This is a genomic window from Neobacillus sp. YX16 (genome assembly GCF_030123505.1).
Lineage (GTDB): Bacteria > Bacillota > Bacilli > Bacillales > Cytobacillaceae > Neobacillus.
On the sequence record NZ_CP126115.1, the window covers coordinates 1,113,706 to 1,126,326 of the forward strand.

12 protein-coding genes are annotated in these 12,621 nt (G+C 35.5%); 9 read left to right on the forward strand and 3 right to left on the reverse strand.

Features of this window, described 5'->3' with window-relative positions:
- Positions 1-60: 60 nt before the first annotated feature.
- The 4 genes from QNH48_RS05440 (at position 61) to QNH48_RS05455 (ending at position 5,402) form a co-directional block, all read left to right on the forward strand.
- Entirely contained in the window at positions 61-1,605 is a 1,545-nt protein-coding gene (locus tag QNH48_RS05440) for a spore germination protein (protein ID WP_283954102.1), read from the forward strand.
- On the forward strand, positions 1,605-2,699 hold the full coding sequence (locus QNH48_RS05445) for a GerAB/ArcD/ProY family transporter (RefSeq protein ID WP_283955691.1): 1,095 nt from the start codon (positions 1,605-1,607) through the stop codon (positions 2,697-2,699). The genes QNH48_RS05440 and QNH48_RS05445 overlap by 1 nt, the downstream gene beginning before the upstream one ends.
- Complete coding sequence (locus tag QNH48_RS05450; RefSeq protein ID WP_283954103.1) at positions 2,700-3,818, forward strand: Ger(x)C family spore germination protein; 1,119 nt, start codon at positions 2,700-2,702, stop codon at positions 3,816-3,818.
- A 555-nt stretch (positions 3,819-4,373) separates the two neighbouring features.
- On the forward strand, positions 4,374-5,402 hold the full coding sequence (locus QNH48_RS05455) for an ion channel (protein ID WP_283954104.1): 1,029 nt from the start codon (positions 4,374-4,376) through the stop codon (positions 5,400-5,402).
- Positions 5,403-5,432: 30 nt separating this feature from the next.
- On the opposite strand, the gene QNH48_RS05460 is transcribed toward QNH48_RS05455, so the two are convergent.
- The 3 genes from QNH48_RS05460 to QNH48_RS05470 are packed head-to-tail and all read right to left on the reverse strand — an operon-like array spanning position 5,433 to position 7,331.
- Positions 5,433-5,822, reverse strand: coding sequence for a DUF350 domain-containing protein (locus QNH48_RS05460; protein WP_095249970.1), 390 nt, complete (start codon positions 5,820-5,822; stop codon positions 5,433-5,435).
- The gene (locus QNH48_RS05465) at positions 5,816-7,051 is read right to left on the reverse strand and encodes a glutathionylspermidine synthase family protein (protein WP_283954105.1); all 1,236 of its coding nucleotides are present in this window, start codon (positions 7,049-7,051) and stop codon (positions 5,816-5,818) included. Before QNH48_RS05465 ends, QNH48_RS05460 begins: the two co-directional genes overlap by 7 nt.
- A gap of 4 nt (positions 7,052-7,055) precedes the next feature.
- Positions 7,056-7,331, reverse strand: a complete 276-nt coding sequence (locus QNH48_RS05470; protein ID WP_373558155.1) for a hypothetical protein — start codon at positions 7,329-7,331, stop codon at positions 7,056-7,058.
- A 140-nt stretch (positions 7,332-7,471) separates the two neighbouring features.
- Here QNH48_RS05470 and QNH48_RS05475 point away from each other — a divergent pair, with 140 nt between their 5' ends.
- The 5 genes from QNH48_RS05475 (at position 7,472) to QNH48_RS05495 (ending at position 12,579) form a co-directional block, all read left to right on the forward strand.
- Positions 7,472-7,921, forward strand: coding sequence for a hypothetical protein (locus QNH48_RS05475; protein ID WP_283954106.1), 450 nt, complete (start codon positions 7,472-7,474; stop codon positions 7,919-7,921).
- Between the two features lie 87 nt (positions 7,922-8,008).
- On the forward strand, positions 8,009-8,308 hold the full coding sequence (locus QNH48_RS05480) for an ATP-binding protein (protein WP_283954107.1): 300 nt from the start codon (positions 8,009-8,011) through the stop codon (positions 8,306-8,308).
- A 344-nt stretch (positions 8,309-8,652) separates the two neighbouring features.
- Positions 8,653-9,900, forward strand: coding sequence for an ATP-binding protein (locus tag QNH48_RS05485; RefSeq protein ID WP_283954108.1), 1,248 nt, complete (start codon positions 8,653-8,655; stop codon positions 9,898-9,900).
- 187 nt (positions 9,901-10,087) lie between these two features.
- On the forward strand, positions 10,088-11,251 hold the full coding sequence (locus QNH48_RS05490; RefSeq protein WP_283954109.1) for an HD-GYP domain-containing protein: 1,164 nt from the start codon (positions 10,088-10,090) through the stop codon (positions 11,249-11,251).
- 164 nt (positions 11,252-11,415) lie between these two features.
- Positions 11,416-12,579, forward strand: a complete 1,164-nt coding sequence (locus tag QNH48_RS05495) for a zinc metalloprotease (RefSeq protein ID WP_283954110.1) — start codon at positions 11,416-11,418, stop codon at positions 12,577-12,579.
- Positions 12,580-12,621: the final 42 nt, after the last annotated feature.

Sequence of the window (12,621 nt, forward strand, 5' to 3'; positions counted from 1 at the left end):
TCCCTCCATATATAGATACAAACTAACCTATCTTATTCCATAATAGGCGGGATTTCCTCTATGCTTTTTTTTCAAAAATACCATAATAAAAAGAAACAACCAAGTTCATTCCAAATACAGGACAATGAACCCCCAATAAAACTTATAAGTCCAGTGTTATTGGAAAATATTGCGGAAATACAGAACATTTTTAGCGAGACACCTGATTTGGTTGTAAAGAACTTTGTCATAAAACAAACAAATAGCCCAGCAGCTCTCGTTTATTTAAGCGGTCTTACAGATACTAAAACCATTAATAATCATATCCTAAGCCCACTTTTATTTGAGGCAGATAAAGAGGAGAAAGACTTTGAGGTACGGGTATCAGTCGGTGATGTAAAAGAAAAAAACATGTGGCAGGAAATTGAAAATGCGATTTTACAAGGAAATAGTGTCTTATTTATTGATAAGGAGAATAAGGCATCCATCTTTGATACCCAGGGATGGCCGCAAAGAGGAATTGAGGATACGACCATTGAGTCTTCCTTAAGAGGAGAACATCTAGGTTTCACTGAAACTGGCAGTACTAATATTGCTTTAATTCGCCGCCATATTCAAAACCGCGAGTTGAAAATGAAGGAAATAACCGTTGGTGCAAGAGGGAATTTGAAGCTTACGATTATGTATTTAGCCGATGTTGCAAAACCAGAAGTATTAAAAGAGCTTCTAGATCGATTAAACAAAATAGATGTCGACAGTATTTTAAATTCAGCCTCCTTAGCAGAATATATTGAGGACAACCCCTATTCTCCGTTTCCACAATTATTTTTAACGGAACGTCCTGATTTTGCAGCTGCGGAAATTTTACAGGGTAGAATCGTGACCATAGTGGACCGATCCCCTAATGTCCTAATTGGACCAGCAACATTTGAAATTTTTTTCAAGAGTATGGATGATTATGGGGCACGGTGGCTAGTGGCATCCTTTATTCGCCTCATGAGATATTTTGGTTTTATTGTTGCCGTATTTCTGCCGGCAACCTATATTGCTGTTATTGCCTTTCACTTTGAAATCATTCCTTTAAAGCTGCTTTTATCCATAGGTGCCTCTCGAGAACGAGTTCCATTTCCGCCTTTTATTGAAGCCATTGTTATGGAAATCACTTTAGAAATGCTGCGGGAAGCGGGTATACGTCTGCCAGCCAAAATCGGTCAAACTGTTGGAATCGTCGGTGGTATCGTTATTGGCCAAGCCGCAGTAGAGGCAGGGATTGTGAGTAATATCATGGTAATTGTCGTAGCTTTGACCGCAATCGCCTCTTTTATTATTCCGAATTATGATATGGGTGCAGCTATTCGGATGCTACGATTCCCGATGATGTTTGCAGCATCATTATTCGGGTTCATTGGAATCGCAGTTGGATTAATGACATTAATGGCCCATTTTATTGCACTCGAATCATTAGGCACACCTTATGGCAGTCCGATAGCTCCATTACGGTTCCCAGATTGGAAGGATCTTTTTATTCGGTTCCCAGAGTGGTCTATTGTAAAGCGCCCTGAAAGTACTAGAGCCATTCAGAGGCTAAAGGCTAAGTCTAATCGGTCTGAGGGTGACGAACATTGATGAAATATACACATAATCAAATTACATTTATGCAATATATATTTTTAATTCATGGTGTCCAGCTTGGAGTCGGCCTCTTAACCCTGCCGCGTGAATTAGCTGAAAAGGCAGGGACAGATGGTTGGATCTCCCTCATTATTGGCTGGTTATTCTCTACACTAGCTAGTTTAATCATTATTCAGGTGATGAAGAATTACCCTAATGGAACGATTATTGATCTTGTGACTCATTACTTTGGGAAATGGATTGGGAAAATCGCTGCGTTTATTTTTGCTTTGTATTTCGCTTTTTTAGGCTCTATCGTTTTTATTAGAGAAGGTCTGTTTATTCAATTTTGGGTTTTGCCACAAACAGACTTGTTTATCTTGTTGTTTCTCCTATCCATTCCCAGCTACATGATTGTTCGAAATAATATTACGATATTAGGCAGATATGCTGAATTAGTGTTCTTTATGACGACATGGATGCTCTTCTTTTATTTCTCTCCTTTAAAAGAAGCTCACTGGCTTCATCTGCTTCCTATTATTAAGGAAGGATGGAAACCGATACTTACAGCAGCAAAAACAACGATTTTCTCCTTTTTAGGATTTGAAATTGCTTTTTTCCTTTATCCTTTTTTACAAAATAAACAAAAAGCGTCCCTCGGAATCGTCATTGCCAATACACTTACGCTGGCCGTATATATAATTGTAACGATCGTTGCGTTTGCATTTTATAGTCCAGACGAAATTACCCAATATAAGGAACCAACCATTAATCTGTTAAAAATAGTTGAATTTAGATTTTTAGAACGGTTAGAAATTGTCTTTTTATCTTTGTATGTATTTGTGATCTCTACGACGGTCCTGCCTCTCTTTTTTGCGACTGTATTTTGTACGACTCATTTATTTGGTAACCAAGATCACAGTAAATATGTAGTATGGTTATTACTTCTTAACCTAGTCTATGTTTTTTTCTTACCGCAATCTTTTGGTAGAAATACACAGCTTCAAAAAGGAGTAGAACCTATTAGTTTAATAATTGGGTATGCTTTTCCACTATGTTTATGGGGATATCTCTGGCTTTATTCTCGCATAAAAAAGGGGGGCTCTTAAATGAAACGTTGGTATTACGCGGTTCTTTTGATTTTCCTTATCGTCTTCCTTTCTAGCTGTGGCAAGAAAGCCCCTTTAGAGGATATGACACTTGCCTTTATCCTTGGTATTGATCTAGATGAAGAAAATAACCTTGTCTTTTATGAAATAAATCCAGTTTTTAGTGAAGGAGCAAAGAAAGGAGTCGAATCATATGAAGTAAAGGCAAGAACAATACGAGATTCAAGAAGACTTTTTGACGCTCTAACAACTGGAGAAGTGACCGCTGGGAAAATTCAAGTATTATTAGTGGGAAAACGTGTCCTACAGCATGGGGATTGGTTTCCAATATTGGATACTGTATATCGAAATCCTACGTTTTCCATGAGTACAAGAGTAGTAACGGTTAATGGCCCTGTTTCAGAGGTAATCTTTCATCATCCAACTGAGAAACCACAATTATCTTTACATCTAAAAGCCCTGATTGATAAGAATTATGATCGAACGAGAGCAGTAAAAGGTACTCTGCAAGAACTGCACAGGGAGATATACGAGAAGGCAATGACCCCTTTTATTTCGGAAGTGAAAATAGGAAAAAATATCGAGCTGACAGGAATATCTCTTCTTGATGATAAAGGAAAATACGCTCAATTTCTTAATGTGCCTGAATCTACTTTACTACTCATGTTACAGCATAAAAAGAGGCGTGAAATCACCCTAACGATTCCAGTTCTTCAAAAAGAAGATGAGAAAAATATCTTTCATAAAAATATGATAAGTTTTGCTGCTGGTCGAGTAAAAACGAAGATAAAATCTGGATATAAGCAGAATAAGTTTCATTTTGATATTAATGTTAAAATGACCATCAATATTGTAGAACGTTTATTTCCAGAAGATAAGCTAAATAATGATCAGTTAACGAAGATGATTGAAAAAGAGTTGAAAAAACAAATCGAGGACCTCATGAAGAAAATCCAAAAAAAGAAAATTGACCCTATTGGACTTGGCCTTTACGCCCGTGCGTACCAATATACCCATTATAAAAAGGTGGAAAATAATTGGGGAGAAGCATTGGCTGAATCAGATATCAATGTATCTATAAAAGTAGACATAAACTCTAATGGAGCTGTCGAACAATAATTTCTTGAAAATTAAGAACCGCCACGTTCATAAATGGCACATTAAAACGAATATTAAAATATAAAAAACACCTCAAAATTGGACGAAGGCAGAGGAATAATTTCCTCTGCCTTCTTTTGCTTTTGATCCAAATGGGATCACTATTGTAACTTGTGAATGGTTGTTTTGATATCAGCCATCGCAAGGTAAAAATTTAATATATAATAAATGGTATTAAAAGACCAATTTGCCGCGGTTACTCTTCCACCTGATGGTTTTATACCTAAACGATGTAAGCCCTACCTCTCTTACATCCTTACGGCTCCGAAGCCGATCCAGCGTGAATAAGTTTTACTTTTAAAACATAAGCAGAATGCCAGAAAAAATTCTTACATTGCGTTATCTCGTCTATTACAAGTTACATAAATGTTAAGCACAATTACTAATACTACACCCTGTCACAAGATATGTCAATATATTAGTTTAATGAGAGTATTAATAGTGCCTTCTTTCAAAAAAAGGAAATTAGGAATCATTAGTAGAAATTATAATAATGAATAGGAAAGGAGGGGGAAAATGCTTTTTTTTCGTAAACTGTTCCTCACAGCCTCACGATACCGATATCGAACAGTAATTCTTTTTACCTTGCTTTTTATTATCGTAAATGCAGAAATTATTCGATTTATAGAACCTAAGACGTTTGAAAGCAGTTTACATGCAGTGTGGTGGATTCTAACAACGATGACCACGGTCGGCTATGGAGATGTATATCCAACAACAGAAGCAGGAAGAACGTGGGCGATGATTGTTGTTTATACAATAGGTATTGGTCTTTTTGGTACGTTAATAGGGGTGATTGTAGATGGTATCACACAATATAAAAGACGAAAGGAGGAAGGGAAATTGTCCTATAAAGGTGAAAATCATTTTGTCATTATTGGTTGGACTGCTAAAAGTAAAAGCACGATAAATGAACTATTAATATGTGATGAAAAAACCGATATCGTGTTGATTGATGAATTTGAAAGGACTCCTTATGAGCATGAACGATTTCATTATATTCAGGGAAGCCCGACAGATGTAGAGACTTTGAGGAAGGCGAAAATTGAAAATTCACAGGCTGTATTAATGTTTGCAGCAGAAGGGATAGCGAATCCTGATTTAGTAGATGGCAAGACTCTTTTAACTGCTTCTTCGATAGAACGCTACGATGATGGAACAGAAAAGAATATTTATACCATTGCAGAAATCGTCAACGAAAAGCACGTGGACAATTTCAAGCATGTTAAGATTGATGAATTTATTTTATCAAATGGATCTGTCTCGAACCTGATGGCGAAATCAGCCCAAATGAAAGGAGCCAGCCATCTATTTACACAATTGCTAAGCAGACAGGATGGAGATGGGGGGAGTGATCTCTGGGAGGTCAGTGTAAGTCCTGAATGGAAAACATATGGAACTGCATATGACCAACTTAAAGAAAAAGGGGCTCACCTAATAGCTGACAGGAATGATTTGAACATACTCAAAAAATGGAATGAACCCATCCCAAAGGAAGCTAGATTATTTGTCATATGTGACAAACATACATACCAAAAGCTATGAAAAAAACGCATCTAAGAAGATGCGTTTTTTTCAATAGGTCAAACAACCTGCTATGACTATTCCAATTGATACGGACAATAATAGGAGAAAAAGACCGACTGCACGGTTATCTTCTTCAATGCTCTGGGATACGTTAAATCGACGAGGTGTGAGCCACTCGGTAAGATAGAAGACAATAATCTGTGCTGCGATTCCAACAGCTCCCCAAATGACCATATCTAATAAAGAAATGGAGTTAGCAAGTGCGGAATATAAAACAATAGCAAGCCCGAGGAGCCTTCCACCCAGGACATAACTGGCTGCTTTATTTCCTTTCGCCATTAAGGCGAATTCCTTTACCTTTGTAGTGATTTCCATTAAAAATAATCCAACAAGTAATAGTCCTAAAGAAACAGCTAAATATAGCAAGAAATCTAACAATTAAATTCCTCCTTTTTGATACCGACTGGTAAGAAATATGACTCATTTCCTGTAATTTTTCCTCCTGCTCTTATTCCGATGCTGCTCGGTTTCCCAGCAATAAGAAAAGATCCAAATACATACGATAACTTCTCCATACCCTTTTCCGTTTCCAGTGAAATCACTGGAAGAGGTACATACGATTGATAGACTGGCAGCTCATTTTTGTAAGTTTGGAAGGCATTTTGGGTGTCTACATTGGTATGTTCATCCCATATGGTAATGGTATCTCCTTCCCTGCCAAAAGATGGCTTTTGAACATAGGTTGTTGTACCACTAAAGGCATCGGGCTCAAGATAGGTAGGCAGCATATATTTATTAATCCATTCCTGTTCTTCCTTTGTATAAAATCCTTCTTTTTCTGCTAAGCCCCAAATTAGGCATTGAATTGATTTGGGTTGGAGAAGAAATGCTGAAACAGGGTTTACAATAGAAATTTTCCCTTTCTTCGCAAGGTGTAGTAATTCGATTCCCACGAAATCGCCTGTTTTGGGATCCCTGTCCCCAAGCAGATGTTCAAGAGGATACGTCTGCCTATATAAAACATCAATCTGCACTCCATTAGTATCTAAAAGTGCTTCCTCCGTAATCCGAAGCTCTGACATTGGAATGATTTGATTTTTAACCTTACATAACTGACTTAAATAAACAGTGGTATTCCAATCCTCGCTATGATCACTGTGTGCTGTGAATACAACATTAGGAGTTTCATGTCCCTTTGAGGATTCAAGGACAGCCTTTGTAATGCCAGACGATAGAAGGCGTTCTTGATTTTCATTCGGATTACGATAGCCAAATTCTGAACAAACCTTCCCGTTGATTTGAAAACATTCGACGATAAAAGTAGGTGTGTCAGAATTAAACTCAAGCATTTTTAAACCGTCACTCGTCAAAGCAAAATCAAATCGTGAAATGACTGATTCAGGAAAAAGGGTCTTCATTCTGAGAAATGGAAGACTCGCGGCAGGAAAACCAAGTTCAAGAAGCTGATCATCTTGAAGGCTTCGCAGGAGACCAGCTGTCTTAAAAAAAACCCTTCCTAAACGTTCTGTAGCTTCCTTTATGAGGGTTTGGGTATGTTCTGTCATGGTGAATACATGATATAAACTGTATTCTCCACCATATAAGTTTGACCAAAAGTCTGGAAACTTTGAGTAAAATTGACTTCGGCCCTTTGTGTAAGTGGACATGTGATTAACCTCCAAATCCACCTTTTGAGCCGCTGCCGAATCCGCCCTTAAAGCTAGAGGAGGATTTATAAGACTTGTAAGCAGATGAATTTCTCAAAGCTGATTTGTTACTGAAAAACATTCCGGCTAAAAAGAAATGCCCATAGTAACTTGATCGAGTATCATCACATTGCCAGACTCCTTCTTCGTCATCCCATTCCCAATCTGAACAGTTAGTGTCGTCTGGTTCAGGGGGAAGGTCCTGTGCTTGAGAACATCCGGCCAGGGTGGTTCCAGCCATAAGAGAAGTAAGAACACCAGTGATTAACCATTGGGTTTTCTTCACCTTCACAGCCTCCTTTTTGAGTTATAATACCATTATAAAAGTAAATTTTAGGAAAACAATGGTAATATAAAAAGAAAAAGAAAGAGGGATGGAAAATGAGGTTAGAATATCGATTGGATGATGAATTTAAAAACTATCCTGCCATATATAATTACCCAGATATTTCTCGTGTTGAAGCAACAGCAAGAATGACCTGTGAATATTTCGTAAAAGACAAAGAAACCTTTGTAGTTAGTGCGACTTCTATGGATCCTGATGGGACAGCGGTGATGTATGTAAAAAGAGAAAATTATCACAATGATTCCTCGGACACTATCTATTCTCACATAGGCTTTGAAGTCAGAGAATTAATGGGAACCTCATCTAGAGTAGTGGAGAAAAAAGATGTTTGGGAACATGAAGAGATAGTAACAACACTTCATTCGGATTTTATCTACGTTCATAAGAATGGAAAGGCTTTGGAATTCTCATTAGATTCAAGAGAAATTGACGAAGACCGTAAATGCTACGTTTATTACGGGAAATTTACTGGCAAAAGTCGATAAGGGAATATAAAGTTGTTAAAGGATTTTTACAGCTTATGCAGGAGAAGGAGCAAGGGAAGAATTACGATTATTTATCACTTGTATTAAGTGAATTGGGGCGTGCAGAGTCAATTATTAACGATTATTTCCATAACCCTAAAGCAAATAGACCATCATGCATATATCTATATTGCAGATACAGGGAAGGGAATGAATCATGAACAGATCTCTCGGATAGGGACTTTGTTCTATACAACAAAGGATAAGGGGACTTGCCTTGGTATATCTGTGTCCTTAAGAATTATCGAAACAATGAAAGGAAAAGTATCATATAAGAGCAAACTAGGTATTGGGACAGAAGTTACCATGATTCTTCCAGAAGGTAAAAATGAAATGGCAAAAATATAGAAGTAAAGCTAGCCAACCTAAAAGTAGGTTAGCTTTTTTTATATTACAAAGGATTTATTTAGGATAACTAATTCTTTTATAATATAGTTCGGGGTTATTTTTGTGGAAAATTTGTATCTAGGTGTAAACATTCAAAGTCAAGGACAAAGAGAAAGGAATTAAGAAGCAAGCAAATTCAGTGCTGTAAATGTGTTAAAAGGAAATTTTTTAATGTTTGGGAAGAATTTTGTCGAATTGAATCGAACTTCCAAAAAAAAACAAAGGGATTTTTCTTGGAAAGGTGGTAAAATGGTAGGAGATAATTTGAATCACCTTTTATAATGTGTACCTAAGGGAGTTACAAAATGAGAGATAGAAGTACCACCTCCAAATTGTTTTATGAAGAAAGGAAAGCAACTAAAATATTTTTGGGGTTATTTTATATTTTTTATATATCATTTGAACTAATTTATTATTATATCTTCCCAAATATTTATGGCCGGGGAATAACTAGACCTCAAGAGGGATTGGGTATTTGGATATACATTATCCTTTTTGGGTTATTTCCACTAGCCATTTACTTTATCAAACAAGGGAATCCTTATATTGTTAAGTATCTATATATTTATAGCTTTATCGTTGTAGATACTGTCCATAATATATTGATTTATTACGGGACGGACAAGTCATTTGCTTCAGGAGATATTGCGGAAGTTGTCTTTATACTTTTTTCACCTATATTTATAAACAAAAAGTATTTTTGGACTGTTTCGGCCGGAATGGTACTAAAATATATAATTCTTGGCATTATATTACTTGATGTTCAAGTTGTAGTTCCAATGGTTATATATATAATTCTATCTGCTATCGCTTTTATTATCTTAATACGATTTGATTCCTATATCGGTTCTTTGACTAAAGTGCATGAAGAACTTAGGCAGAATGAAAAGCTTGCCGTAATAGGCCAAATGGCAGCTGCGATTGGTCATGAGATAAGAAATCCCCTTTCAACATTAAAAGGGTTTACTCAGCTGCAACAGGAAAGATACCCAAATACAAATGATTTTTATCCAATTATGATCCAAGAAATCGACCGTATCAATTCTATTGTTAATGATTTGATGTATCTAGGCAAACCAAAAGAAGTCAAATTTGTAACGGCGAATATCGAAGAAATTATTGCTTATACTCTATCGATAACCCAACAACAAGCCGAGAGAAATAAGGTAACAATTGAAACAACGATTGCAGGACCTTTGCCTCCAATAGATTGTGACTCTCACCAGTTGAAGCAAGTTTTTATTAATTTAATAAAAAATGCTATTGAATCAATGCCTGATGGTGGTAGAGTAATGATAAAAGTTGGAGTGTTAGGTGGTAACAAGATGGAAATTTCTATTCGAGATGAGGGATGTGGAATAGATGATGGGCTAATTCCTAATTTAGGTGAACCATTCTATACCACTAAAACAGAAGGAACTGGCCTAGGATTAATGGTATCTAACCAAATTATACAAGACCACCAAGGTGAAATTACTTTTAAAAGCATTGTTGGAAATGGCACAATGGTTATTGTAACAATACCGATAGTTCAGGTTTTTGGGAAAAAATAATTCTATAATTATACAAAAATCATCAATATAATATATATCAAGCCAATAACCAATAAGATATAATGTTAGATGAATAGTAAAATTGAATGTAATTTGTAAAAACCTAGGATTTATTAAGTTGTTTTTGGAAATTTATTTGACCTATATAGCAAAAGATAGGTGAATTAAAGGATGCTTGGAGGATAACATGATTCAGCATGAAGAAAAACGAACAGTAAAATGGTTTCTTTTAATATCATATATTATTTTAATAGGTTATGATGTTTTTTACTATTTCATTGCTCCTGGAAATATAGTGGATAGTAAACCTGGTTTCCCTAGCAACTTTTGGTACCTTATTTATATAGTATTATTGATTTTCATTCCAGTTGCATTTTATTTAAGCAAGGTTAAAAAGGATTATTTAATAAAATATGTGTTTATAATCAGCTATTTGCTCATCTCCTTACCTGTTGGGATAGTCTCTTACATTGGAAATGGGGAAGCATACACTAGCGGAAATATCGTAGAGGTATTTTTTATATTATCTTTACCAATATTTTTAAATACCAGTTTTTTCTGGTTAGTCAGTATTGGGGTTACTGTGAAATATATTCTTACTGCTATCATATTACATACCAGCTTTCTAATTATGCCAATTATTCTCATGATTATATTATCTGGTATGTCTTTCTTCTTATTAGTTCGTTTTCAAGGCTATGTTAGGGCTGTTAGTACATCATATGATAAGCAATTAGAGGGAATTGTAAAAGGGGTAATTGCGACATTAGAATTGAAAGATCCATATACAAGGGGACATAGTGAACGGGTTGCAAAATATGCATTGGTTTTAGCAAATGAAGTTGGAAAGTTTACTAAGGAAGAACAAAAATCTTTTTATTATGCATGTTTACTCCATGATATTGGAAAAGTAAATATTCCTGATAACATTTTAATGAAACCTGGTAAACTCACTAATGAGGAATTTGAAATAATAAAGTCCCACCCAGTTGTTGGTGCTGAAGCTGTTAAGAATGTAGAAGGAATAAGTGATAGTATTCATGTTATTCGATATCACCATGAACGCTGGGATGGAAAAGGGTATCCTGAACAATTAAAAGGAGAAGAAATTCCTTTACTTGCAAGAGTTTCTACAATTGCTGATGCTTTCGATGCCATGACTTCTTCAAGATCCTATCGTGAAGCTATGCCGATTGAAGAAGCATATAAGCGTATTATTGAGGGGAAGGGTACACAATTTGATCCATCTCTTGTGGAAAATTTTAAAAATATATATCCAGAATGGATCAAATTTCATAAGAATTATCCTTGGACAGAAAAATGGGAATTAAAGAAGGAGATGAAGTCATGAAAATCCGTAAGCTTAAAAAGGTAAAAACAACTTGTTGGTGGTGCCCGTTCATCGGAATAAAGGGTTAAGAATTTGGGATGCTAGCTTAAGCTATGCATCCTTCTTTTATTTTAAAAATTCTAGTTAGAGATGGTGTTTGAATGAGTGTATCACTTAATTCCACTTTGTCTTTGGTTCCTATTGAAATTCGAAAAGAAAAGAAACGTTTTATTATAGAAGATCAAGTTTCAGGTGAGTTTTATGAAATGCCTGAAATTTGTATTGATGCAATCCAATTGATTAATCAAGGTGAGCAGCTAGGAGAGATTGAGCGGAGGCTAAAGGCTAAATATCCTTATGAAGAGGTAGACCTTATTAATTTTACCGAACAGCTAATTGAATTACATTTGATCGATAGTATTAATGGTGCAAAAATTGAAAGGCAGGAAAAGCAAAAAGAAAAATTAGGATTTTTATGGATTTCACCAAAAATCGGGAAATTCTTTTTTAATAAGGTTACCTACCCTATATATTGGGCATTATTCATCCTGAATATCGTCATTTTCATTCTTTATCCTTCATTATTCCCACATCATGAGGACATATTTGTTTTTAATTTAATGGTCGTTAATGTTCTATTTTGGATGGTATTTACGTTCTTATTTGTACTAATCCATGAATTTGGTCATGTTTTGGCAATGAGAGCATTTAATCTCCCAACTAAACTAGAGATTGGCCACCGTATGTTTTTTGTTGTTCTATTAACAGATATGTCATCTGTTTGGAGAATAACACCTAAAGACCGAAATGTTCTTTTTTTAGCAGGTCTTTGTTTTGATACAGTTCTCCTCTTTATTACTCTAATATTACAACTGATAGTACCAAACGACCAATGGTTGCTCAATGGATTAATGAACCTAGCTGTTTTTGATATTGTTTTGAGGATGTCGTTTCAATTTTGTATTTATATGAAAACTGATTTATATTTTGTTTTTGAAAATGTATCTGGTTGTTACAACCTAATGGAAAATGCTCAGCAAACCATAAGAAAAAGGTTTTCATTTCTAAAATCTAAAGCATCCGAAGAGGTAGTCTTTTCGGGAGAAAAAAAGACGGTTTTCATTTATTCCCTTTTCTTTTTATTAGGGATTATATTAACGGTTGTCCTATATTTTATGTATTATATTCCAGAGGTAATTTATGCAGCTAAAAAGCTGCTCCCGGGATTTGTTCAACCGCCAACAAGCCTGCTTTTTTGGGATGCCCTAGTTTTTTTATTGCAGGTCAGTATTTTTATTATCTTGCTTCTATATTCTTGGCGGAAAAAATACCTTCTTAGTAAAATGTGACAAAGATTTGTCTAAAATGAAATTAATAAGGGTTTTTTCCTC

What these genes read in the sequence shown, in the direction of transcription:
- QNH48_RS05465 (WP_283954105.1), bottom strand. Translation starts at nt 7,051, where the DNA reads ATGTCCACTTACACAAAGGGCCGAAGTCAATTTTACTCAAAGTTTCCA.
- QNH48_RS05440 (WP_283954102.1), top strand. Translation starts at nt 61, where the DNA reads ATGCTTTTTTTTCAAAAATACCATAATAAAAAGAAACAACCAAGTTCA.
- QNH48_RS05455 (WP_283954104.1), top strand. Translation starts at nt 4,374, where the DNA reads ATGCTTTTTTTTCGTAAACTGTTCCTCACAGCCTCACGATACCGATAT.
- QNH48_RS05470 (WP_373558155.1), bottom strand. Translation starts at nt 7,331, where the DNA reads ATGGCTGGAACCACCCTGGCCGGATGTTCTCAAGCACAGGACCTTCCC.
- QNH48_RS05490 (WP_283954109.1), top strand. Translation starts at nt 10,088, where the DNA reads ATGATTCAGCATGAAGAAAAACGAACAGTAAAATGGTTTCTTTTAATA.
- QNH48_RS05445 (WP_283955691.1), top strand. Translation starts at nt 1,605, where the DNA reads ATGAAATATACACATAATCAAATTACATTTATGCAATATATATTTTTA.
- QNH48_RS05450 (WP_283954103.1), top strand. Translation starts at nt 2,700, where the DNA reads ATGAAACGTTGGTATTACGCGGTTCTTTTGATTTTCCTTATCGTCTTC.
- QNH48_RS05485 (WP_283954108.1), top strand. Translation starts at nt 8,653, where the DNA reads ATGAGAGATAGAAGTACCACCTCCAAATTGTTTTATGAAGAAAGGAAA.
- QNH48_RS05475 (WP_283954106.1), top strand. Translation starts at nt 7,472, where the DNA reads ATGAGGTTAGAATATCGATTGGATGATGAATTTAAAAACTATCCTGCC.